Annotated in this window: 13 protein-coding genes and 2 tRNA genes; 4 read left to right on the plus strand and 11 right to left on the minus strand. The window is 35.8% G+C overall.

What is annotated here, in order from left to right; all coding sequences use genetic code 11:
• Positions 1-3 precede the first annotated feature (3 nt).
• The 6 genes from CSC80_RS18280 to CSC80_RS18305 all read right to left on the minus strand — a co-directional run bounded on the left by CSC80_RS18280 (position 4) and on the right by CSC80_RS18305 (position 9215).
• Positions 4-906: an alpha/beta hydrolase gene (locus tag CSC80_RS18280; protein WP_099193345.1), complete on the minus strand. Its 903-nt coding sequence runs from the start codon at positions 904-906 to the stop codon at positions 4-6.
• Positions 896-3724 carry a heparinase II/III family protein gene (locus tag CSC80_RS18285; protein WP_201796653.1) on the minus strand — a complete coding sequence of 943 codons (2829 nt, stop codon included), beginning with the start codon at positions 3722-3724 and terminating at the stop codon, positions 896-898. The genes CSC80_RS18280 and CSC80_RS18285 overlap by 11 nt, the downstream gene beginning before the upstream one ends.
• 7 nt (positions 3725-3731) lie before the next feature.
• Positions 3732-5738: a glycoside hydrolase family 97 protein gene (locus tag CSC80_RS18290; protein WP_099193346.1), complete on the minus strand. Its 2007-nt coding sequence runs from the start codon at positions 5736-5738 to the stop codon at positions 3732-3734.
• Positions 5738-6571, minus strand: coding sequence for an alpha/beta hydrolase family protein (locus tag CSC80_RS18295; protein WP_099193347.1), 834 nt, complete (start codon positions 6569-6571; stop codon positions 5738-5740). Before CSC80_RS18295 ends, CSC80_RS18290 begins: the two co-directional genes overlap by 1 nt.
• 11 nt (positions 6572-6582) lie before the next feature.
• Positions 6583-7908 (minus strand): sugar porter family MFS transporter, encoded by a 1326-nt coding sequence (locus CSC80_RS18300; RefSeq protein WP_099193348.1) that lies wholly within the window; start codon positions 7906-7908, stop codon positions 6583-6585.
• 107 nt (positions 7909-8015) lie between these two features.
• A complete protein-coding gene (locus CSC80_RS18305; protein WP_091602698.1) occupies positions 8016-9215 on the minus strand; it encodes a glycoside hydrolase family 88 protein in 1200 nt (399 codons plus the stop codon).
• A gap of 716 nt (positions 9216-9931) precedes the next feature.
• On the opposite strand from CSC80_RS18305, the gene CSC80_RS18310 reads away from it, so the two are divergent.
• Positions 9932-13174 (plus strand): TonB-dependent receptor, encoded by a 3243-nt coding sequence (locus CSC80_RS18310; protein ID WP_099193349.1) that lies wholly within the window; start codon positions 9932-9934, stop codon positions 13172-13174.
• Between the two features lie 43 nt (positions 13175-13217).
• Positions 13218-15005: a RagB/SusD family nutrient uptake outer membrane protein gene (locus CSC80_RS18315; RefSeq protein ID WP_099193350.1), complete on the plus strand. Its 1788-nt coding sequence runs from the start codon at positions 13218-13220 to the stop codon at positions 15003-15005.
• Between the two features lie 299 nt (positions 15006-15304).
• Here CSC80_RS18315 and CSC80_RS18320 read toward each other — a convergent pair whose 3' ends face one another.
• The 4 genes from CSC80_RS18320 to CSC80_RS18335 form a co-directional block, all read right to left on the minus strand.
• Positions 15305-19498, minus strand: a complete 4194-nt coding sequence (locus CSC80_RS18320; protein ID WP_099193351.1) for a two-component regulator propeller domain-containing protein — start codon at positions 19496-19498, stop codon at positions 15305-15307.
• 258 nt (positions 19499-19756) lie between these two features.
• A tRNA-Pro gene (locus CSC80_RS18325) sits at positions 19757-19831 on the minus strand.
• Between the two features lie 39 nt (positions 19832-19870).
• Positions 19871-19959, minus strand: a tRNA-Ser gene (locus CSC80_RS18330).
• A gap of 111 nt (positions 19960-20070) precedes the next feature.
• On the minus strand, positions 20071-22107 hold the full coding sequence (locus CSC80_RS18335; protein ID WP_099193352.1) for an HDIG domain-containing metalloprotein: 2037 nt from the start codon (positions 22105-22107) through the stop codon (positions 20071-20073).
• A gap of 120 nt (positions 22108-22227) precedes the next feature.
• On the opposite strand from CSC80_RS18335, the gene CSC80_RS18340 reads away from it, so the two are divergent.
• Positions 22228-23403 carry an acetyl-CoA C-acyltransferase gene (locus CSC80_RS18340; protein WP_091602682.1) on the plus strand — a complete coding sequence of 392 codons (1176 nt, stop codon included), beginning with the start codon at positions 22228-22230 and terminating at the stop codon, positions 23401-23403.
• Positions 23404-23419: 16 nt separating this feature from the next.
• Positions 23420-24172 (plus strand): NlpC/P60 family protein, encoded by a 753-nt coding sequence (locus tag CSC80_RS18345; protein WP_099193353.1) that lies wholly within the window; start codon positions 23420-23422, stop codon positions 24170-24172.
• Positions 24173-24218: 46 nt separating this feature from the next.
• On the opposite strand, the gene CSC80_RS18350 is transcribed toward CSC80_RS18345, so the two are convergent.
• A complete protein-coding gene (locus tag CSC80_RS18350) occupies positions 24219-25481 on the minus strand; it encodes a tetratricopeptide repeat protein (protein WP_058105379.1) in 1263 nt (420 codons plus the stop codon).
• Positions 25482-25491: the final 10 nt, after the last annotated feature.

A 25491-nucleotide genomic window follows, 5' to 3' on the forward strand; every position in this document is an offset into this window, starting at 1 on the left:
ATGTTATTCTATTGTTGGTTTTCCTTTAATATGACCTAAAGAATTTAAAAACTTGTCTGCTTCGTAAGTTGTCTTTTTATAATACTCAGCTGTTTTTACTTTAGGATTAAAGAATCCATGACCTTGCCCTTCATAAATAAAAACATCACATCTACTACCTACCGCATCCATTTTTGATTTATACTCTTCTGCCACAGAAACCGGTATTAAATGGTCTTGAGCACCTAAAAACAGTAATGTAGGCGGAGCACCTTTTTCTATATGATGTATAGGCGAAATATCCAGATAGTTTTCACCCATTCTCTCATGCTGAAAACCACCTTCACCCGGACCATTGTCCACCACGGCATTATACAATATTACTGCGCTTACCTTGGTATCTATTTCTAAATTGTCCGTGATTTCATTAACTCCCGGCAATAAAGCTACTGCCGCGGCTAAATGTCCGCCAGCAGAACCACCTGCTGTTACCATACTTGTAGTATCTACTTGCAAATTAGCCGCATTCTCCTTTAAATACCTAACTGCAGATTTTGCATCTTTTACGGATTCATATGGTGTGGTACCATGTCTACTTTTTACCCTGTAATCTGCCAATACCGTTACCATGCCCCTTGAAGCAAAATACCCAGCTTGTGCCCTAAACTGGTCTAAGCTACCACCATTCCAACCTCCTCCAAAATAGAATACAATTGTTGGATATGTTTTTGCGGTACTCCAATTATCCGGAGAATATAATTGCATTTTTAACGTATCTCCATCGACTACCTTATACACTAACTCTTTTAAGTCCTTACCAGTTATGGTTGTACTCCAATTGTTCTGTGCCGTTAAAGGACCACCAATGAAAATGACCAATACGATGAGGCTGCGAGTCAAAATATGCTGTGGCTTTTTATTTTTCATTATTACTACTTTGAAATTTGATAACAGCTTTTGCGTAACCTTTTGATAATCTAAATTCTAATTGCTCATCATTGACCCAGCTTTTCAGTCCTTTGCGTGTATCAATTAACTCATTATCTTCATAGATATATAATATTGCCTCACTACCGTTTTTAGGTTTAGGTATATTCAAAACAACAGGCTGATCGTTCTGTAGTATTATTTCGTTTTCTTTAATGTCAAAGGAAAGAGTCACTGGAGCGCCAGATGCCTGAATTCCCCAATTGTTATGTTCATACCTGTACATACCCGAAAGAAAAATAAAAGAAGGTTGCGCTTTGTTTTCTTCGGTTCTCGTTATGGACAACAATCCTTTTTGATACAGATTACCTTGATCATAAATAACACTTTCATTTTCATTTAGTACAATGTTATCTTGCGTTGCCTCATCTTTAAATTTTACCTGGATCTGTTGAGCAGTGCTATTTTCTATTTTTTGAGCATATTCAACTTCTAAAATAGGATTATCTTCATCTGTTCCTAAAGGGTTAAATACCATGGCAAACGGATTCTCCCATGCTTCGGCATTTCGTTGAACGATCAATGTTGGTATTGGTTTGTTCAATAATTCTTTTGGAGAAGTACCACTTGTTATCGCTTTAGACTTGGGCGCCATTGCTGAATAAAGTGTTTGATCGGTACTGCCCTTTACCCAAACTTCCATTAAATCTGAGGTACCATCTTCTGCTGTAAAATTGAAATTAGCACTAACCGCTTTGGCGGTTGTCAACTTCTTTTTTTCTATGAGATAATCATATGCCTTTAAATCACCTTGATGACTCCCTAAATCTTCGGTATCTTCCAATTTCAAAACCTCTTCATTTGAACTGATCTTTAATTCAGCTCCAAGGTTGTGATAAAAATAATCATGCCTTTGCCCATCACTACCTGGTTTTCTAGATCTAAAAACATCAACCACATAACCGGCTCCTGAAGGACCTTTTATCAAGGATGTAAATCTTAATTGCCGAGCCTTGGATTTAGGCTCAACAAATGAAACATTAGAAAAAGTAACTTGATCAAAAATTGGGGTTTCCCCAGTTTTGGGGAAACTATTTTCCAAATGAAATGGATGATGGCTTCTCATAGGTTCATAATCCGAAATACCATTGACTACCACCGTATTATGTGCCGGCATTCTGGAATAGTATTCTGTATGATCTTTGTGCCAATAACTTGACCCTTTTCCCATATCTGGTGCAAGTACTGATCCCTTGGCAAACAACTCTATAGATATACCGTTACTATGCGCATGGTTACCATAAGATCCTGTTGTGGCAACCATCATAGCATTTGCTTCACTACCTAGTCTTTGGTTGAACCAACTTACATTTGGTGCATAAAATGTAGGCGAAACCAATGGAAGATCAAATTCATTTTCCTCCTCATTTGGCACCACATTATTAACATAGAAAAATAATTGAAACAGGTCTTTAGCTTCCCTTTTATAATCGCCCTCGGCAATCATATCGTTCAGTAAATTGGCAATTATGTTCCGTTTTTCGTTCGCACCGTATTTCTGATAGTTGGTAATCAATAACTCAAAATTTTCAGCAGGTAATTTTTTATGTGAAGAATCTCCAAATCCAATGGTATGCCCAGAAGGAAACAAATACTGAAAAGATGCCAAAGCTGCTTTTTCAACTATAGGAAAATTAGATAACTCATTGGCATTGGTAAAATGGTCCAAAAGGGTTATAATATTTAATAAGGTAGTAATTACATGCACTGAATAAGATGCTGATTCTGGCCATATACCGTTTTCTTGATCGTAAACCAACAATGATTCCTTTATGGAAATTTGTCTTTCGGTTGACGTATTAAAAGTATGATCTAAGTAATACTCCCTACCCTTACCATTTTTGTAATTACTATTTGGTTCTAAAACCAAGGCCACATAAGTAAGAAATCGTGCTTGAAAAAGATTCCAGTTATTATTGGGCACACCATTCTTAATAATTTGATCACCCCATTTTTGAAACACAGCTTCTGCTTTTGAAAGGTTTATTTTCTGTGCCTTTAAATGATCATATAAAAAGTCGTACGTGGTAATGAGATGTATGAGTATTTTTTCATGGATAACCTCAAAAGTTGCCAGCCCAGAAAGAAATTGTTGATTGGTATTTGCCAAATCTATTGGGGAATCTCTGTGGTACATACCCTCAATGTAAGTTGCAAAAACGGGGGTAGCAAAATCTGCATATACCCTATCGCCCGTTACCCAATATAAAAAGGCTGCATCTTCTACTAAAGACATGATCTTGCGGTTAATACCTTCAATGATATGACCAGATTCTTTAGGTGCTACCCATTCTTTTTTACCTGTCTTTTTATGCTCTAAATACAGTCCCTTAGGGTTGTCCGTATACGGAGTTATATTTTCTAACGAAGGAGATCTATATTCTGTTGCCCAATCTCTTGTGCCAGAAAAACGAACAGTGGGCACAGGTGCCTTACCTTCTGAATGAGAAAAATCACCGCCTTCTAAATACACTTTATCATGCTTGGTTTTCCAGTTCATTTGTAAACGGGACACCAACCATTCCTTATCATTTTTCCAAAGGGCTATATACTTTTGTAACCGTTCTTTTTTACGTGTTACCAATTCCTTTTTCCATGGAACATTTTCAATGGTTTGAAGAAAAACTGCTTTGTTTTGATCGGTTGTATAAATTCTAGGATGAACACTTTTTTGACCATATACCATTATACCCCCAACTATAACAAATGCTATTGTCAACCATATACTTTGGAATATATTCTGTATGCCTAACTTCATTTTCGTTTTACTTAACCGGAATTATATGCATGGTAAATCCGTTATTCGGTTTTATCTCTAAATCTAAAGTTTCTGTACTTGAAAGCTGCAATTCTTCAATTTTTACTTTTGTACGGGTTTCAACCGTTTCATCATCAGTATATAATTTTGCCTTATAGGTATCCCCTTCCTTTAAAAAACTGAAATCGATTTCCAATTGCTGAGGAGCCGTTCCATTGATTCCGCCTACAAACCATTCCAAGCCTTTTCTTCTTGCCAATACTCCAATCTCCCCTACCTTGGCATGCAACACTTTTGTTTCATCCCACGTTGTGGGTACATTATCAAAAAATTCCAGTTCGGGTTCATTGCCTATATGCTTGGTATCTCCCCATAGCCCATCATTTTTCTCTAAAGAAGAAGCGGGCTTGTCATACCAATAAAGCAATTGCAGCGGACTAAATAGACAAACAGTTTTTGCCAACTGAGATGCATGCGAGCCCATTTTATTTACTCTGCTATTATAATAGCAAACCGTATTATCCGCTGCGCCTGCCAACATTCTTGTAAACATGGTGTTAAGTGTCTGCTCATTCGTAGGACTTTCCTCATCACCCTCAATACCTTCCTGTGTCAATAAATTAGGATATGTTCTTGAGAAACCTGTAGGTCTGTATTCATCATGTACATCTACAATGAATCCATATTCAGATGTCTTTTTGATGGCATCATGCAACCAAGCAGTAGCTTCTTGATCGCCAACACGGACAAAGCCAAATTTAATTCCTGAAATACCCCATTTTTGATACAGGGGCAGTATATCATCCAATTGCTTTTCTAAAGCCCTTCTATTGACATATAAGATTATACCGATTCCTTTCTCATCGGCATACTTGGTGATGGCTTCAATATCGAACGGACCTTTGGATCTTTTAGGATCCAAGGTTATGGTCGTAGCGTCTGATTCTTCATACATTTCATTACCGTACCAACCAGCATCGAACAAAACGTATTGCATGTTGTGTTCCGCAACAAAATCGATCGCCGTCATACCTCCTTCTGTTGTTAGCGTGGCTTCTCTCAATGCCTTTCCCGGGGTTACCCAAGAATCATCTTTTAGTTGATTAGGCTCACTTAAGTTTTGAAGTATATAATTGTTTTCTAATAATTCACCTTCATTTTTTGCCATCATTACCACACGCCATGGCGATTGAAATGGAAGTTGCTTCTTTACTTTGAACACATCATTCTTACGTTCCGAAATTAAAGCCCCCGTGATGGTATCCTGAATTTCTTCTTCCATTTTACCATCTAAAGTTGATAGCACACTGTTATTGGAAGCACCTTTAGAAAAACTTAAACGGGCATAATCTACCAAATTTGCTTCGGCAAGAGCTATTTTGAGGTTTTCATCAATTTCAATTAACAAAGGTCTTTCTATACCCGTTTCTATCTCTGATAACGGAATTTTTTTATACTCGCCTTGTGCTGTTAAAACTCCTTTTTCTCGCTTTGGAGTAGACCACATCATATGGTCTTTCTCAAAATTATAATAAATATTTTCATCTAATTCCAGGCTCTTGATGTCAGCTTGTACAGGAATTTCATAAGCAAAGGCCACACCCTCATCATACGCCCTAGCAATGAAATTGACAAGTGTTTTACCTTTCTTTAGATGGATTTTTATTTCTCGATAATTATCTGGTACTTCGCTCAATTCTCCAAACCTTGTTGTCCAGCTATTTTCAACATTATTTTCATCGACTCTCAATACGGACCAATCTCCTTTCAAATCAAAATGGTTGGTAGAAATTTCCAATACGGAAGGAAGCAAGACTGACTTACCTTCATACATAATATCAAATCCCAATCCGTTAGAATGGTCACTATGATAACCGGGGAAAACCGTAAATACATTTTTACCATTTGGTGATGTTACGGTATATTCCGGAACCTTTGAGCATGACAAAATCAATGCAAAAACCAGCAGTAAGCATATTGAAGTTCTATTGATTATAATTGAGTATAAATGCATTATTGGTCGGTTGTATGATTATTAAAAAACTCGTTGAAAAACAACAATTGATACTTAATTGAATTTCTCCAATAGTCCGGGTTATGTTTTCCTGGGCGTTCTATATATTCATGCGGAATTTTTCTTTCCATTAATTTTTCGTGTAACCTCTTATTATCTTCATAGAAGAAATCTTCAGTACCGCAATCTACTTGAAAAACCAACTTCTTATCACTGATCAAATGCACCAAATTGATTACACTATTGTTCTCCCAATACTCAGGATTTTCGGCAAAACTGCCCAAACGATCTGGTATTCCCCATTTTAAGGCGTAAGGTCTAATATCTACACCACCACTCATACTAGCGGCAACACCCCAAACGTCATAGTGTTTAAAAGCTAGGTATAAGGCACCATGACCACCCATACTGTAGCCCGTTATAGCTCTTGCATTTGTATTTTTAACAGTGTTGTATTTATCATCAATTTCAGCGACCAGTTCTTTTGACACATAGGTCTCATATTTGAAAGTAGGGTCTATAGGGCTGTCCAAATACCAACTTTTTACATCTCCATCTGGGCAAACAATAATGATATTATATTGATCAGCATACGCCGTTAACTTTGGCGCTACTTTTAGCCAAGCTTTATAGTCACCGCCAGCACCATGTAATAAATAAACCACTTTATAGGGAGTATTCTTTTTTCCATATCCATTGGGAGTGATGACTACATTTTTAATGTCCTTGTTCATTGCTTTGCTGTGTACGATCAATGTATCAACACTTGAAGCTGAAACCAATAAAGCCATATGAAATAGCAATGCCAATAAAAAATATTTCTTGTTTCCCATTCTTCTATAATTTATTTCTTCAATAGTATTTTCTGAAGTTCCTCTAAAGTTTTTCCCTTAGTTTCCGGCATCATAAAAGCAACAAACAATAACTGTAAAACCATCATTGCTGTAAAAAATAAAAACACCGCCCCAGCCCCAATTGATGGGTGACTAAATAAATAGGGTATTAATGAGGGTATCAATGCAGCCAAAACCCAATGCGTGGCACTACCAAAAGATTGACCGGATGCCCTTAAATGATCTGGAAATATTTCAGAAATGAATACCCAAATTACCGCACCCTGCCCTACGGCATGTGCTGCTATAAAAATGAATAAGAATATGGGTACGGCCATACCTGTCCAGTTAAAGAAAAATGCCATAGCCACCAAGCTCAAAGAAACTATATAACCTACAGAACCAAAATACATAAGGGTTTTTCTCCCCAATTTATCTATTAAGAACACTCCTAAAAGCGTAAAAACAAGATTGGTTACCCCTATACCTACACTACTTAATAAAGCTGTACTTTCTCCTAAACCCGCTTCTTCAAAAATTCTTGGCGCATAATATAAAAAGGCATTTATTCCCGAAAATTGATTAAAAAACGCAATTAAAAAGGCTAAAGTAAGCGGAAAACGATATTTTTTGATAAAAATGGTTTCTGAAGCATCTGGCTTTTCATCAGCGCCTTCGATAGCTTTTAGCTGTTCGTTCACATCAATATTAGGGTTTATGATTGCCAAAACTTCCTTTGCTTCCCCTAACCTTGATTTTGATAATAACCATCTAGGACTTTTAGGCAATTTCATTGCGAACAAGATGTACAATATGGCCGGTATAGCTTCTACACCAAGCATCCATCGCCAATCATTTTCACCACTACCACTTAATAGGTAATTTGATAAAAAGGCTATTAATATTCCAAATACAATATTAAATTGGTACATAGCTACCAATTTTCCCCTTTCATTTGCCGGTGCAATTTCAGATATATACGCAGGTGCCGCAATGGTAGAAGCTCCTACACCAATACCGCCTATGAACCTAAAAAGTGCAAATATATAAGGATCGTTGGCCAATGCAGACCCAATTGCGGAAAATGCAAAAAGGACGCCAATAACGATCAAAGTCTTTTTTCTACCATACTTATTTGTTGGTTTACCACCAAAAATAGCTCCAATTACAGTACCCCAAAGTGCCATACCCATAACCACCCAACCATGAAAAGAATCTGACGATTGCCATAGTTCCTGTAATTTTTTATCCGCACCGGAAATGACCACTACATCAAAGCCAAATAAAAACCCGGCCAAGGCAGCGGTAATGGACCATAAAAGTATTTTTTTATTCATGTTCGTTTATTTCTTAATTCAAAAAAGAAAAACTTTAATACAAGTATTACCTCAATACTATTTATTCATATTGAGGTATAACCCTAGATAATCGTAGAGATCAGTTCTTATGATTTTGCCAATTGCGATGAATTTTCATCCATTTTCTGCAACCTTAACAATGCCTCCATAAAATAATAATCAGCATAAATAATAGGAATATCTATTTCAGAATCATGAGGTAAATGACCTGTTGAATGCAATAATAGGGCTTGATTGGTTTCACCACTATAATAAGGCGCTTCTGATAACAGGTTAATTGTTTTTCTTGCCGCTGTTATATATTTTTTAGAAAGTTCTTCACTAGGTACATACTTTGACAATTCTAACAAACCACATGCTGCAATTGCGGCTGCGGAAGCATCTTTTGGTGCATCTGGTATATTTACATCATCAAAATCCCAATATGGAATACCATCTTGGGGCAATCTATTTAAATAGTGCTCAGATACCTTTATTGCCGTGTCTAAAAATTCTTTTCTGTGTGTTTCTCTATAAGCAACACTAAAACCATAAATACCCCATGCCTGACCTCTTGCCCACATAGATTCATCCGCATAACCCTGGTGGGTCTGCCCTTTTAAGAAATCGCCCGTAGTTTCATCAAAAGATCCTACGTGATAAATAGCACTATCTTTTCTTACCAAGTTTTTCATTGTTACCAAAGCATGGCTTTCCGCTACATTATAAAGGTCTTGTTTCCCCCCGTTTTTTGCTGCCCAGAACAATAGTTCTAAATTCATCATATTATCTATGATGGTATTGTGCCTAAACTGTGTTTGCGAAGGCCATGATAATATAGAACCTACATTAGGGTTATAAAGGGTAGCTAAAGTGTCTGCCGCGGCTAGCAGTACATTCTTATACTCCTCATTATTGGTCAATCTATAACCATTACCGTAACTGGTATACAACATAAAACCAATATCATGATTTTCTGCCGGGCTATATGCTATACTTTTAAGTGGAGCGGTAAATTTCTCTGCTTGTTCGCGAAGCTCTTCATCACCTGAAGCCTCGTAAGCATACCAAATTACTCCTGGCCAAAATCCGCTACACCAATCTTTAACCCCAACCAATTCCCAATTGGTCTGTTCCTTGGGTATATTTCTGGCAAACCCTTGATCTGGAGTCAACACCTTTAATGTTTCTTTTGTTTTTTCTACATTTTGAGACAATATTTTTTTAGTATCAACAACGCTATTCTTCTCTTGGTTAGAACAATTAGTCAACGTTAAGACAAAAAGTAATAGGAATAATCGATTCATATTTTTCTTAATAATGAGGCAAAAACTGCCTTAGTTTGTAAATGTTTAATTCAGTAGAAATGATTCGGAAATGGAAAATTCCACTGATAAAAATGCTGATTAATTACTGTTAAACAAGTTTATTAAGAATGTCTTTTGAAGTAGATAAACTATCATTCAATCACTATAAAATAGCGTTCAAAATGACCCATAAATCATAGAATATTTGGCATTTTACATATAACCCTTATGTTTTTCCATAAAAACCTTCTGCAATTCCCATAAATCAACTTTGTACTTCATAAAAGTGAATTCGCACATATTACCGTACAGTGAAGTGAAATTTGACACAAGCCTAAAACCGTATAATCATATGCGTTAAAATATTACATAAGACGCTGTAAATCAAATAATTATACAATGGTGTTAATAATTTAATATATGTACTTATATAATAGGTATAGATTATTATGCAAAAATTTTAGCTTGTACTGTTGAATCAACAACCAACAAAAAAACTGTTAAAAAAATGTGTTTCAGACAATTTGTGCCTGCCCAAAAAACGGATTTAACCCCTGTTTCAGTAAAAAGGAATATAATTTATAACCATTGAGTAATAATTTATAACCCTTTGCTCCAATTATAATTAACATTGGCTTAACAAATATCAATATGATAATTACTGTATCGGGAAACTGATGAAACGACATTAATTAACTAATTAAATTAACAATCTTATGATTAAACTAATCAAACTTTCTAAATGGAAATTACAGACCATGATACCTTTATTGGTTGGGTTTGTAGTTTTGTGCACAAACCACGCGTTCGCGATTACAGCTAGTAATACTATGAATAGTGGTGTTGACCTGTTGAACTCAGAACAACAACTTACAATAACGGGTACTATAGTAAGTAGTGATGACGGCATGGGTCTACCTGGTGTTGCCGTTGTCGTTAAAGGCACAACAACAGGTACCGTTACCGATTTTGATGGAAATTATTCTATCAACGTACCTTCTTCAGATGCCATTCTTGTTGTTTCCTATTTAGGGTTCTTAAAGCAAGAGATTACCGTAGGTTCCAAAACTGTAATCAACGTATCTCTAGAACCGGACACTACTGCTTTAGATGAAGTAGTTGTTGTTGGTTATGGTACTGCCAAAAAAGAAACCCTAACCGGTTCTGTAGAACAGGTAAAGGCAGAGGCTTTTGAAGATTTGGCTGTTGGTAGTCCCGCTCTTGCCCTTCAAGGTAGAACTCCTGGTCTTGTTGTTACCCGTACTTCATCTAGACCTGGTGACGAAGGTGTCAACTTCTTAATTAGAGGTGCTTCATCTATTAATGGAATAGAACCTTTAATTGTTATTGACGGTATTCCTTCTATAAACTCATCATCATTTAATGATATGAACCCTAATGACATTGAAAGTATTAGTGTACTAAAAGGTGGATCTGCTTCTGTATATGGTTCTCGTGCTGCTGGTGGTGTTATATTGGTAACTACCAAAAAAGGTAAGGGCAAGATTTCTGTAGATATCAGCACGGTGTCCAGAGTAGGTACCATAGGTATACGCCCACCAACACCAACCATGTCACAGTACGGACAGTTATATGCTGCAGCGGCCCGTGAAGATATTGCATCTGGTAAGCCACCAAGATATTTCTTCTGGAACGACCTTGAAACTGTTGATAGAATCGCTTCTGGTGATGAAGGATATTATGACCTACCCATTAACGGTAATATTTGGTTAGGTAACGCCCCTAGATTTGATGAAATGTTCGGTAACTCTTATTCTAGCCAACATAACATTAGTATCTCTGGTGGTACCGAGACGAGTAACTTTCGTATTTCCGCTGGTTATGATAACAACGTAGGTGGTTTAAAAGTTGCAGATGATAGTTCTGATAGATATAACTTCTCCATGAACTATAGCGCTGATATTAGCGATAGACTTAGTGTAAACACCAATATTACATATTTCAACAACAAATTCTCTGGACCTTCAGGAGGTTTAGGAAGAGAGGCCGCTACCTGGGATGCACCACTTTTCCCAACTTATAATGCAGATGGTCAATATTACGCCAACTTTGGTGGTGACCTTATTACAGGTGACAGAAATGGTGTAGCTCAAGTAATAGATGGTGGTCGTGAGAACAAAACCGTAGAGCAGTTTAAAATATCCGCACTGGCAAAATACAAATTTACTGACCATTTAGATTTTACCGGGTCTTATGCCATTAGTAGACAAAATAGTGAATATCAATCTTACTTTGTATCCGTACCTCTTTACAGTTGGGGCGGAAAATTCTCTAACAATATAAATAACACTACCTCTATTCAAGAAGGTACCGGTCCTGACAGAAATGATGGTAACATTACTTATAAGAACTACAAGGGTACCTTAAACTACGCAAACCAATTTGGTGATCACAATATATCTGGACTTTTAGCTATTGAAGCTGAAAAAAACGATGTAAACGAATACTTCATTAAAAGAAACGGTTTTGTTGATTATGGCGTTTATGATATCAATTTAGGAGCTACAGATCAATTGGTGACCACTTCTGGTGGCGGTACATCTTGGGGTTTCTTTGGTTACATTGGCCGTATTAACTATGATTACAAAAGCAAGTACTTATTAGAGGTTCAAGGTAGACGAGATGGATCTTCTAGATTTGCCGAAGGCTCTAAATGGTCTAACTACGGTAGTGTTTCCGGTGGTTGGGTAATTAGTTCAGAAGACTTCTTAAAAGAAAGCAACTTAATTTCCTTTTTAAAGCTTAGAGGTGGTTACGGTGAATTGGGTAGTACTTCTGGTATTGGTGATTTTAGTTACTTATCTACCGTAGGTTTTGGCAATACCGTATTTGGAGAAACAAATGCCGGTCAACAGGCAACTTCTGTTGCTAGTAGCTTATTTAGTAGTAGTACTACTTGGGAGAGAATAGTTACCAAAGAAATTGGAGTTGACTTTAGACTGTTCAACAGTAAGGTTTTTGGTTCTTTTGATTTGTACCAAAAAGAAAATGTAGGTATGTTGGTTAGAGGTATTGAAACATCTGTATTAGGTACGGCAACACCATTTACCAATATTGGAACATTGGAAACCGATGGTTGGGAAGCCATGTTAGGATACCAAGGGAATATTGGCGATTTAGAATTCACAGTTAGTGCTAATATGAGTGATACCAGAAATGAGATTACCCAATACGACGGTGCTCAAACAATTTTTGAGAACTTAAACGATGCTGAAAGCGGAAGAAATATTTTAAATAGACCTATCAACTCTTTCTTCTTATGGGAAACGGATGGTTATTTTGATTCTCAAGCAGAAGTTGATGCTTATTATGCTAGCTTAAATGAAGGTGGAATTTTACCGCTACAAACATCTAATGACGCTTTAAGACCAGGAGATATGCGTGTTGTAGATTCTAACGGAGATGGTACATTAGATAACGAAGATTTAACCTATAGTGGAGATGCCGCTCCACATTATGTGTACGGATTCAATTTTGACTTAAAGTATAAGAACTTTGATCTTAGTGCCTTCTTTCAAGGAGCTCTTGAGCATAACATTTATAGAACAGGATATTTTGCGCAACCTTTTCAAGCTGAATGGCAAAATCAATCTAACACATGGTTAGGTAGAACTTGGACCGAAGATAATAGAGATGCTGAATTTCCTAGGTTGACCACTCAACGTGGATTATCTGCTTGGAACTACCGTTCTAAAGATCATATCTTACAGAATAATAGATATATGAGATTAAAGTCGCTTATCATAGGGTATACCTTTAGAGATTTAAGCATTGGAAATACACCTATTAATAACTTACGTATCTATTTTTCAGGAAACGATTTGTTCGAGTTAACTAGCGTTAAAGATGGTTACGATCCAGAGTTTCAAGCGAGCTCTAACAATAGTGCATACCCTTTTATGCGTACTTGGGCATTAGGTTTAAAAGTATCGCTCTAATACAATTATAAAAGTAGATTATACATCATAAAATCATATACAGATGAAAAAAATAAAATATATAATAATACCATGTTTAATGGTCTTCTTTACATCTTGTGAGGACGAATTCATTGACCTTGATCCACCTGCATCTATTACAGACCAGGTTTACTATACTGAAGCTGATCATTTTTTAACCGGCTCTAACCGATTCTATACAGACCTAATGACGTGGAGGTATGATCAAGGAATTTATGCTGATCACGGTTCTGATTTGGTAGGATATACCGAAGATAGTGATATGCAAATATATAGTAGAGGCGATACTAGAGCTCCTGAATCTGACGGATATTACTCTACCCCATACTCTACTATTAGAGATATCAATCTTTTATTACAAAGAGCGGAGGCTTACGAAGGTGAAGAAAGTATTGTTCCTTATGTGGCTGCCTCTAAGTTTCACAGAGCGTACCAGTATTTTAATTTAGTACAGCGTTTTGGAGGTGTTCCTTTGGTTACCAGACCTTTAGATGTTGGTGATGAAGAATTAAACGCTCCTCGCAGTAGCAGATATCAAGTTGTTGCCCAAATTTTAGCGGATTTAGATGATGCTATCGCAGGTTTACCTACGGAGCAAGAAATAGCCTCTGAAGATAAAGGTAAGATCAGTAAATGGGCTGCAATGGCTTTTAAAGCAGATGTTTTATTACACGAAGCTACTTGGATGAAATACGTAGGTACTTCTACCGATGGCGATGGTACAAGTACAGGTGCCGGTAGTGAAGGTTTTAATGCTTCTAACATAGATGTTTATTTACAAGAAGTAGTTACACTTACCAAAACCGTAATGGACCAAGGTGGCTTTGAACTATGGGATTACAATGATGAGTTAGACAACTTAAGTTCTAACTTCCTATTCAACTTAGAAGATGGTGGTTCTAACCCTGCGGGTTTAGACAAGGCTACGAATAAGGAGTTCATATTTTATAACAAATATGATTTCACCTTTAGACAGGCCGGTGACCTTTTAAGCCATGTTTATGAAGGTAGAGTTAAGCCTAGTAGAAAAATGATGGACCTTTTCTTAAGTTCAGATGGATTGCCAATTGACCAATCTCCATTATTTCAAGGTTATGAAAATACACCAGATGAATTTCAAAATAGGGATTACAGAATGAGAGCTTATTTCACGTATCATAAAACCCTTGGTGAAATTCCTCAAAACGGAGATGTATTATTAAACGGCACCAACAATTTTGGCTATTTCAACTCTAAATTCATGAGTTGGAAATGGGGTACGGATGAAGCCTACAGAGCTACAAAAACTGAAGCTTATGACATGCCGTTTATTCGTTTAGCAGAAGTTTATTTAATGTACGCAGAAGCTTTGTATGAATTGAATGGAAGCCTAACCGATGCCCAAATGGATGAATCTATCAACTTGGTCAAAGCTAGAGCTGGTTTACCACCATTAACAAATTCCTTTTTGGCTACCAATAATATGGATATTGAAACCGAAATTAGAAGAGAGCGCACTATAGAGCTTTATGCCGAAGGTGCAACGAGATTTAATGATCTTAAAAGATGGGGTATTGCCGAGGAAGAACTAGGTGAAACTATTTATGGTGCAGTTATAGAAGGTACTGTTTATGAAAACAACCCAGACCTATACACGCCAGGCGGATATGGCTTTGGAGAAGGAGTTACCGAAACAGGCGTGGGCGAAAGAAGAGCGTTGATCGTTCAACCTTCTGCTACACGTAATTTTACAAGAGATAATTACTTATTTCCTATACCTACATCGCAAACAAGTTTAAATGAAAACCTAAACCAGAATCCTGGTTACTAAGATAATTGTGTTGAGTTAGTTTAAAGGCAGTAATACGTAATGTATTGCTGCCTTTTTTTATGCAGAAACTTTCCTTTGAGTAAAGTATAAAAAGTAAACATAAATCACCTAATGTAAATAGAGATGAGCATACAATTCATTTATTGATTGCCTTTAGACGCTGTCAATACTTTTTAATTAATAGCACATAAACAAATTAGTTACCTTGCCAATAGGCATGCTAAAAAAAGAATGCAATTATATTATATGTACAATTGCATTCTTTTTTATTGACCTATTTCAATTTAGATGATCATACATTAATTGTCCTCTTTTACAGGCTCACCTTTATTACCCTCCATATATTCCGTTGGGGTTACATTGAATAATTCTCTAAAGGTTTTACTAAAATAAGCCGTTGAATTGAAGCCACACATATGGGTAACTTCTTTTATAGAATAGCAATTTTTCTCCAACAGTTCTGCAGCATACCTTAATCTTATTGTCCTTATAAAATGACTAGGATTATTACCTGTTAAGGTATTTATCTTTCTATAAAATTGAGACCTACCAATACCGAGTTCCTTTAATATATCATCTTGCTTAAAATCCTCATCATCAACATTATCCAATACTACCTTTGTTGCCTTATCTAAGAACACCTCATCCATATTATTGGTAGTAACCTCACTTGATGGGAAAATACCACCAATTTCAGAAAAGCGTTTTCTAAGTCTCTTTTTCGCTTCAATTAGGTTTCTAATTCTTGATTTTAGCACACTGGTAACAAATGGTTTGGATAAGTAAGCATCTGCACCATTATCATAACCACTAACCCTGTCTACTTCTAAACTTCTAGCCGTAAGCAGTATGACAGGTATATGACAGGTTTCGAACTCGGTCTTCATCAACCTGCACATTTCAAAACCATCCATTTTTGGCATCATAACATCACTTATGACCAAATCTGGGTAACGTTTTTTAACCATTTCTAAGCCCTCTTCCCCATTCTTTGCCTGCAGAACCTTGTATTTGTCTTGCAAATCGTTCTTTAAGTGTTGACGAAGCTCTTTGTTATCCTCAACCAATAAAATAGTTGGTTTTTCAATTTCACTTTCTGTATTAGGATTTGGCAGAATTAGATTTTCATCATCCGCGATATACATTTCATATTCTACAGATTTCATGGAATTGATCAGGAATTCATTTTTTACATTCTCGACTTCAACCGGGGTAGACTTATTATCCAAAGGTAATCTCACTACAAATTTACTACCTACACCATATTCACTTTCCACAAAAATTTCTCCACCATGTTTTTCCACCAGAGCCTGCGTAAAATTCAGCCCTATTCCCGTACCGGACTTAGTTACATCTATATGGTAAAATCTTGAAAAGATGTTTTTAATTTGCTCTTTATCTAAGCCTATTCCCGAATCTGTAACGGTTATTTCAACAAAATCCCCTGTCATTTCCTTTTTAAGAAATAATAGTTTGGACGAGCTTTTTTTCTGGGAAACCTTTTTTATTGAAAAGGTGATTTCGCCACCTGCATTGGTAAATTTTATGGCATTTGAAATAAGGTTGGTTATAATTTTTTCAACCTTATCCAAATCGAACAATAAGTCGATACTGTCAGACTCTGATATAAATCTATATTCAATTTCCTTTTTATTGGCAAGACCTACAAACAGTGAAAATATGTCTTCACTAAATTTAACAATGTTTCCTTTTTCGAGCTGAAGGGGTGCCATACCGACATCCATTTTTCTATAATCCAATAACTGATTCACTAAATGCAATAATCTACGTGCACTACGCTGTATTGAAATAGCTGAAGACTTCACCTCTTCCGGATTATAGGAATAATTGGATAAAATTTTATCGACCGGGTTCATTATTAAGGTCAACGGTGTTCTAAATTCATGGGAAACATTGACAAAGAATTGAAGTTTCAACTGATCCAGTTCATGTTCTTGTGCTTCTTGTACTTTTTGTGTGTAATATCTCATTATCAAATAAAACAGCAATACACCAAACAATGAATATAGAAGATAAGCCCACCAGGTTTTCCATGGTGGCGAAAGAACTTCAAAATTTACGATGGTTGCCTTAGCTTGCTCCCAATTGCCATCTAGAGATGCTTTTACCTCAAAGCCATATTTTCCCGGACTTAGGTTGGCATAGCTCACCTCTCTTTTTGTGCCAATGGTTTCAAAATCGTTATCAAGACCTTGCAACTTATAGGCATATTGTACCCTTTCCGGGTTTTCAAAATGAAGTGCCAAAAAATCGAACGCAACATAATTTTCATCATAGTTCAATTTTAAATTTTCCAACTCTTCTACCCTATCTTCTAATAAAATTCTTTCATTGACCGTATCACCAACAACTACTGGCATATTGTTCAATGTAAACTGGGTAATCTTAGGTTTTAGTGGTGATGAGGGTTTTAATGTAATATCATCTGGGTGAAAAATATTAAATCCGTTTATGCCTCCTATTATAATTCTACCGTCACTGGTTTTCTCAATAGATTTACTTTGATATTCTGGTCCTTGCAACCCATCATGAATATTAAAGTTCTTTAATTGATCTGTTTCCGTATTTAAAAATGAGAGTCCGCTTTTTGTTGTAATCCAAAAATTGTGATTATCATCTTCTTGTACACCAACCACCAAATTATTGGGCAAACCTTCTTTTGAGGTATATGATTTAAGAACATTAAAATCTGAATCCAATTTATAAATACCCGTATCTGCACCCAACCAAATATTTCCTAAATGATCCTCAGAAATATGATTGATAAGGTTGTCTTCAATACCCGGTTTTTTAATCTCATTAAAGGTCAATGTTTCAGGTATTCTTTCTTTGAACTGGTTTAAATCAATATAGTTTAACCCTAATGAAGTGCCAACAAATAACCTATTTCTAGAATCAACGAATAAATAAAATATAAAGTTACTGGCAAGTCCATTTTCCTTACCGGCTACATTTTTAAAGTTATGGAACTTATTGGTTACAGGATCAAAGAGACTTAAACCTTCTGTTCTTAACCCAAGCCATATTCTATTATCATTATCTTCTACCCCTGACCAAACGGAATTTTGACCTATGGTATTGGGGTTAGATTCATTGTGCAAGTAACGTTGAACATTATAACTTTCTGGATCAAATCTATTTACCCCCCCATCTAAAGTACATACCCAGATTTGCCCATTCTTAGACTCAAAAGTGTACAAAATTCTATTAGAACTTATACTGTTACGATTATTGGGGTCATGTGGAAAATGCTGAAAGGTATTGTTTTCTTGATTTAATAGATTTAAACCACCATTATAAGCGCTTATCCATAGGCGCTCCTTAGAATCTTGGAGAACAGATTGAACAATTTTTTCGTTTAGTCCGTATGGGTTTCCCGGTTGATAGTAATAATGACCAAAAGCGTATTGCGAAGGATCCAATTTACTTATCCCTTTATCATAGCTACCTATCCAATAAATACCATTAAAATCTTCATAAATTTTAGACGGTTTATTGTTAGGTAGTGAAAATGAATCGGAAAAGTTATTGACTAAATTCTGAATTACTTTTTCTTCGTTCTTATTTAAAATAAACAGGCCATAACCATCTGTTGATGCCCAGATATTACCATCTTTATCTAAATGCATATCACGAATAGCAATATCCGTTTCATCTGTAAATGATATATGGGAAAAGGTATTCTTGGACCTATTCCAATGAATAATGTTAGAGAGGTTATTTCCTATCCAAAAATCATTATCAGCATCAACAAATATATTCTTAGGTATATGGTTTAATTCGTAGTTAGAAGTGTTCTCAATGAATACACGATCAAAATTATCTTGCTCAGCATTATATCTATTTAAATATTCGCCATTGGTTCCTAACCAAATTTCATTGTTTTGATCTTTAAGAATTACATTAACAATATTATTATCCAACGAATTTAAGTTAGAATCATCATTTAGATAATAGTAAAATTTTAATTCAGATACATCTGCATTAAACTCTTCCAGTAGTATTTTTATGACACCATTATTGGTAGCTACCCACAAGGCATTATTTTCTTCATCAAAAAGTAAAGCATTTATAAATTTACGTGGATTGTTAGATAAGGAAAGTTGCTTGTACAGATCTACCCTAAGAAAACTATTCGTTTTTTTATTAAAGTAATTTAAGCCATTGTTAGTACCTATCCATAAATTACCGTCTGCCCCTTCTACAATGGCATTAATTCTATTATTACTAATTGAATTTTGATCATTTAATATTGACTTGTACACTTCAAACTCATACCCATTATACTTATTAAGGCCGTCAATAGTACCAAACCACATAAAACCTTCTGAATCTTGAAAAATAGTTAAGCAAGTACTGCTCGACAAACCATCAACGGTATCTAAGTTTTCAAACTTAAAATTGTTGAATTGAGCATTGGTAACATAGCTAAGTAAGCCACAAAAAATTAATAAAAGTATCTTCCTTTTCATTATAATCCGATTAAAATATGATCCTATAGCAGTAAAGAATATTTAGTAATCAAAATAGCAAAATTTTAGCTAATTATTGCCGAATTATCAATTAAAATAAGAGTTTATTGGCGTTTAACAAATTATGGAGAAAACAGTATTTTTTTAATTGTGATAGATTACAATTGAAGGTTCTAGATGTAATTATATCTAAAATGCAATACCGCCTTTTGAACGTATAAAAACAAAAAAAGCCACTGATTTCTCAGTGGCTTCTTGTCGGGGTGGCAGGATTCGAACCTGCGACCTCCGCGTCCCAAACGCGGCGCGATAACCGGGCTACGCTACACCCCGAATTGGTTATCAAAAAATATGTCTCTCAACATACTGTTGCGGAGAGACAGGGATTCGAACCCTGGGTAAGTGTTTCCACCTACGACGATTTAGCAAACCGCTCCTTTCGGCCACTCAGGCACCTCTCCAGTAATTCTTCAATGAACTGTTGCTCTAAATAGCGGATGCAAATGTAGTAAGTATAACTGATTATACACAACAATTTTTACGTTTTTTTTCAATAAAAAAATATCTTGCTGTTACTCAGGATATTCCACACGCAAATGATAAATATTTATAAGCTTCTGTTTGAAGATTTTCTTGATTGTCTCTATTTCTTTGAACGTAATATCAGCATTCAAAAACTGATTTGCCTTCATTTGACCAGAAATTATTTTGTCGACAAACTCATCTATAATTAAAAATGTTGGGTTCTTTAAACTTTTTGATGCTGCTTCTACTGAATCTGCCATCATAAGAATTGCAGTCTCCCTTGAAAAAGGTAAAGGCCCTGGATATCTAAAATCCTCTTCGTTTACATTTTCATCAATTTCTTTTTGCTTTTTATAGAAATAAAATACCAAAGTAGTACCATGGTGAGAACGTATAAAATCTATAACCCGATCGGGAATATTATTCTTTCTGGCAATTTCAATGCCTTTTATTACATGATCCACGATAATTCTAGCACTGTCTTTTGGACTAAGTTCATCGTGCGGGTTTACATTGGTTACTTGGTTTTCAGTAAAATAAGTAGGGTCGTTCATCTTACCGATATCATGATACAATGCCCCTACCCTTACCAGCATGGCATTAGCACCAATTTCATTAGCCGCAGCCTCAGCCAAATTGGCTACCTGTAAAGAGTGATGAAATGTTCCCGGAGCCTTATTACTTAACTCTTTTAATAGTTTAGAATTGGTATCGGAAAGCTCTAATAAGGACACATCGGACACCAATCCAAAAACTTTCTCGTAGATATAGATCAAAGGCTGAACAAACAGCGTAATCATTCCATTTAGAAGAAAAAGACCCAAGGTATACCATTCAATATCACTTAAGTCTCCCTCATGAATGGTATGAAATGCCAAATAACCTATAATATATATTAATGTAATCTGCCCTACGCTAACAAAAAGGTTAGCCCTTTTGTATAATTCCGACACCGTTAGAATGGTAACTATTCCCGTAATAATCTGAAGAAATATATATTCAAAACTATTAGGCACCACAAAACCAAGAATAAGTATGGTCAAGACATGTACAAATAATCCTAATCTTGCGTCAAAGAAAGTTTTTAGGATTAATGGTAGAATACATAACGGGACAACAAAAACCAATTGATCATTATACTTTATAACCATTGTGGTTACAAATACCATTAATAAAATATTGAAAAATATAAAAGTGACTTTTACATTGTTTTCATAAACGGTTCTTCTATACTTTTTTAGGAATAAAAATAGCATGATCAATACCAATGCCACTAGAACGGTATAACCTATTAAAATAAAGTAATAATTATTGGCAGTCCACAATTCAGACTCATACTCTGACTTTAAAGATTCCAAAATCTTTAAATTTTCTGCCTCTACCACTTCTCCTTTAGCTATGATCAAACGGCCTTGATCAACGGTACCACGCGTATAAGAAAGTTTTGACAACGCCTCTGCCCTAGCTTTTTGGGTGAGATTATTATCAAAACTTACGTTAGGCTCAATAATATCAAAAAATAAGGCTTGTATTTCCTTTTCAAATGCGCTGAAATTATTATCATCAAGTATAGCGCTAACCAGGTTATTGATTTCACTTACCTTTAAAAAATCTGAAACGCGTACTTTACTTGCCTCATTTCCCTTTACCAAATAAATGAAATTACGTTGTACCTGTTTGCCATTATTCTGTAATATTCCCTTTGCATAAACAGAATCTAAAATGACTTGGGCAAAATATTTTAATCGGCTTTTTTGGTTTCCAGTCAGCTCTGTATTTCCCCATTGAGACTCAAATTCATCATCAAATGACTCTCTAACTTTTTCTACTATACCCTCATCATAACTATAGTACGGTAATTGATTATTTTCTATAATTTGCTTTTCCTTAGCTATTTCAGCATCGGTCTTTTGAATAGAAAAATCAAAAGGGGCATACAGGTTTTCAAACTGCCACGGTTTTCCTTTTTGAAACTCATATTTAAATTTACCTCCTTTGGGCAAGAAGAATACTATAAATGCAACCGCTACTACATAGAGTATATATTTGAAAATGAGCGATTGCTGTTTGTAAAGATTATCCAAAAGAAAATTGTATTAGGTTCTTCAAAAATAGAAAATAATAAACTGATAACTAGTAATTGAGATGATATCACTTGGGTTGCTTTAGAATTTAGTAATTTCGTTTCATCTAAATTTAAAAACATGAAAGAGGTAGTTATTGTTTCAGCCGTAAGAACCCCTATAGGTAGTTTTATGGGCGGATTATCCACAATACCAGCTCCAAAATTAGGAGCCATAGCTATTGAAGGTGCTTTAAAAAAAATTGATCTTAGTCCAGATGTAGTTGACGAAGTATTAATGGGCAATGTAGTTCAAGCCGGTACTGGACAAGCACCGGCCAGACAAGCTGCAATATTTGCCGGCATACCAAATAACGTTCCTTGTACAACCATAAATAAAGTTTGTGCTTCGGGCATGAAGGCCGTAATGCAAGGGGCTCAAGCAATTGCTTTGGGTGATGCCGATATTGTAGTTGCGGGCGGAATGGAAAATATGAGTCTTATACCGCATTACGTACATATGAGAACCGGAACAAAATTTGGTCCTTCTACTTTAATAGACGGAATGCAAAAAGATGGCTTGGTTGATGCATATGATCAAAATGCAATGGGCGTGTGTGCAGATGCTTGTGCCACTAAATATGAATTTAGCAGAGAAGATCAAGATGCCTACGCCATTCAATCATACAAAAGATCTTCAGAAGCTTGGGAAAACGGCAAATTCGATAATGAGGTTATTCCCGTAGCTGTTCCGCAAAGACGTGGTGAACCAAAAATGGTTACTAAAGATGAAGAATACTCAAACGTATTTATTGATAAAATACCCAATTTAAGACCGGCATTTTCTAAAGAAGGCACAGTTACCGCTGCCAATGCCTCTACCATTAATGACGGTGCCGCTGCATTAGTCTTAATGAGCAAAGAAAAAGCCATTGAACTAGATCTTACACCTTTAGCAACAATAAAAAGCTATGCAGATGCAGCGCATGAACCAGAATGGTTTACTACAGCACCGGCAAAAGCATTACCGAAAGCGCTAGCGAAGTCTAATTTAAAATTGGAAGAAATAGATTTCTTTGAATTTAATGAAGCATTCTCCGTAGTTGGACTCGCAAATATGAAAATATTAGGCTTGAACGATAAAAACGTCAATGTAAATGGCGGTGCCGTTTCTCTAGGGCACCCATTAGGATGTTCTGGCGCACGTATATTGATTACATTGCTAAATGTATTGGAGCAAAATAACGCAAAACTAGGTGCTGCAGCCATTTGTAATGGCGGTGGAGGCGCATCGGCAATCATTGTCGAAAGAGCTTAAGCTTTAAATAATATTCATGCAATACGGTATTTGTTTTTTAAGTATTCTACCTGTACGAAGCATGCCCGATGAGGCATCTGAACTGGTAACACAACTTTTGTTCGGGGAACATTTCAAGGTTTTAGAATGCAGAAAAAACTGGTCTAGGATAAAAACTGTCTTTGATAAATGTGAAGGTTGGATCATGAATAGCCAACTTATGTTTATACCTGAAGATGAATTCAATGAAATCCAAACTAGAAAGGAATTGAAATATGTCTCAGATTTAATTTCTTTTGTTGAAGACCATAATAAAGTTTTAACACCAATTCTAATAGGGTCATGCATACCAGAAATTGCTTCTTTACCCATTACATTCAATGGAACATTTATAAATACAGAGCAACCAAAGGAAGAGCTGATAAAAACCGCATTGTTATACCTAAACTCACCCGAACTTAAAGGTGGAAAAACGCCTTTTGGTATAGACAGTGCCGGCTTTGCCCAAATGGTATATAGAATAAACGGCTACCATCTTCTAAGAACGGCAGAAAGCCAATCTAAACAAGGAACCGCATTAAGTTTTGTAGAAGAAAGTGAGGCTGGAGACTTAGCATTCTTTGATAACGCTAATGGGGATATTGACCATGTAGGCATCATAATGGAGGATAATTATGTAATTCATGTAAATGGTAAAGTAAGAGTAGATCGTTTAGACCATACCGGTATTTTCAATAATGACCTTAGAACATACACGCATCAATTAAGAGTCATTAAAAAAGTTGTATAAAAAAAGGCCCTAATTAGGGCCTTTTTCATTTTGCTGTAAGTTAGAATTACTCTCCTAACAACTTCTTTATTCTAGTAAAGTTCTCAGTATCACCCATAGCTCCATAAATATTCTTAAGCTGTGTCATGATATTTTCATTACCAGGGTTGTTCTTCAATGCATCTTCCAAAACATCTGCACCTTGCTTGAACAAGCTATCCTTTTTCTCTTTCAATTCATCATACTTGGCAATATCCGCTCTACTATTACCTAAAGAGTTCATTTCATCAATAAGGTTGTTACCTTCATTTACATAGGTTGTAGAAAGATTTAAATATGCATTGGTATATTTAGGATCAAGCTCTATCGCTTTTTTGTAAGATACACGAGCATCTTCATAATTGTCTTGCTCCATGCTAATTACACCAACGTTGTAATGTAAATCTGGATTATCTGGTGCAAGTGCTATTGCCTGAGCCATTAATTCTTTAAACTTATCTTTATTTCCTTGATTGAAATAAAGGTTTGCTTCGTTTAAAATAAGATTTACATCTTCTGGATCATTTTTTCTAGCTGCCTGATATGCTTCTAAAGCTTTTTCATCTTGCCCTAATTGAGTGTAGATCAATGCTGTATTCTTAACAATTTCAGCTTTTTTAGATGGCGTTTTTTCATCTACAGGATTGGTATAAGTACCAGATTTCACCATAAGGTCACGTTGAACTTTATCCATCTCCTCAACTTCACCTGAAGCCGCATTCGTAGCCTTATACACAACACCGCTACCATCATAACCTACTTCTTGTAGTTTGTTATAATAATCCAACGCCATTTCATAATGACCACCGTTTACAGCACTACCTGCAGCATAGTACAAATAAGATGTATCCTTAGGACTCAATGTATAGCTCATATACAACTTCTCAGCCGCTTCTTTAAACTTATTGTTACTGTTATCGCTAACCGCAGAGTTAACCAAATCTGCAGTCAAAGCTGCCATATATTGGTTAGTCTCAGAAGAATATTTTTGTTTACCAGAAGCTTCTTCTATCTCAATAACCTTTTTAAAAGAATTCGCAGATTTTTCAAATGCATCGTTATCTCCTTTTTTGGCTAAATCGCTATAAATTTTACCTCTTGTAAAGTAATATTGCGCCTGAGTTTTCTCATCAGCTGCGGCAATAGTACCTGAAGCAGCTTCAATAGCAGTTTTGGCTGCTGTAGCATCGCCAGATTTTAATGCCTTTTCCGCAGACTTTATTTCATTCTTTTGAGCAAAACCGACCATAGTAAATGTCAGCGCCGCTACAAGTAATAACCTATTTTTCATTTTTAATATA

The sequence above is a fragment of the Maribacter sp. 6B07 genome, from assembly GCF_002700155.1.
Lineage (GTDB): Bacteria > Bacteroidota > Bacteroidia > Flavobacteriales > Flavobacteriaceae > Maribacter > Maribacter dokdonensis.

Excerpts from the sequence above, each read along its gene's own strand:
- CSC80_RS18280 (WP_099193345.1), bottom strand. The coding sequence starts at position 906 with ATGAAAAATAAAAAGCCACAGCATATTTTGACTCGCAGCCTCATCGTA.
- CSC80_RS18285 (WP_201796653.1), bottom strand. The coding sequence starts at position 3,724 with ATGAAGTTAGGCATACAGAATATATTCCAAAGTATATGGTTGACAATA.
- CSC80_RS18290 (WP_099193346.1), bottom strand. The coding sequence starts at position 5,738 with ATGCATTTATACTCAATTATAATCAATAGAACTTCAATATGCTTACTG.
- CSC80_RS18295 (WP_099193347.1), bottom strand. The coding sequence starts at position 6,571 with ATGGGAAACAAGAAATATTTTTTATTGGCATTGCTATTTCATATGGCT.
- CSC80_RS18300 (WP_099193348.1), bottom strand. The coding sequence starts at position 7,908 with ATGAATAAAAAAATACTTTTATGGTCCATTACCGCTGCCTTGGCCGGG.
- CSC80_RS18305 (WP_091602698.1), bottom strand. The coding sequence starts at position 9,215 with ATGAATCGATTATTCCTATTACTTTTTGTCTTAACGTTGACTAATTGT.
- CSC80_RS18310 (WP_099193349.1), top strand. The coding sequence starts at position 9,932 with ATGATTAAACTAATCAAACTTTCTAAATGGAAATTACAGACCATGATA.
- CSC80_RS18315 (WP_099193350.1), top strand. The coding sequence starts at position 13,218 with ATGAAAAAAATAAAATATATAATAATACCATGTTTAATGGTCTTCTTT.
- CSC80_RS18320 (WP_099193351.1), bottom strand. The coding sequence starts at position 19,498 with ATGAAAAGGAAGATACTTTTATTAATTTTTTGTGGCTTACTTAGCTAT.
- CSC80_RS18340 (WP_091602682.1), top strand. The coding sequence starts at position 22,228 with ATGAAAGAGGTAGTTATTGTTTCAGCCGTAAGAACCCCTATAGGTAGT.
- CSC80_RS18345 (WP_099193353.1), top strand. The coding sequence starts at position 23,420 with ATGCAATACGGTATTTGTTTTTTAAGTATTCTACCTGTACGAAGCATG.
- CSC80_RS18350 (WP_058105379.1), bottom strand. The coding sequence starts at position 25,481 with ATGAAAAATAGGTTATTACTTGTAGCGGCGCTGACATTTACTATGGTC.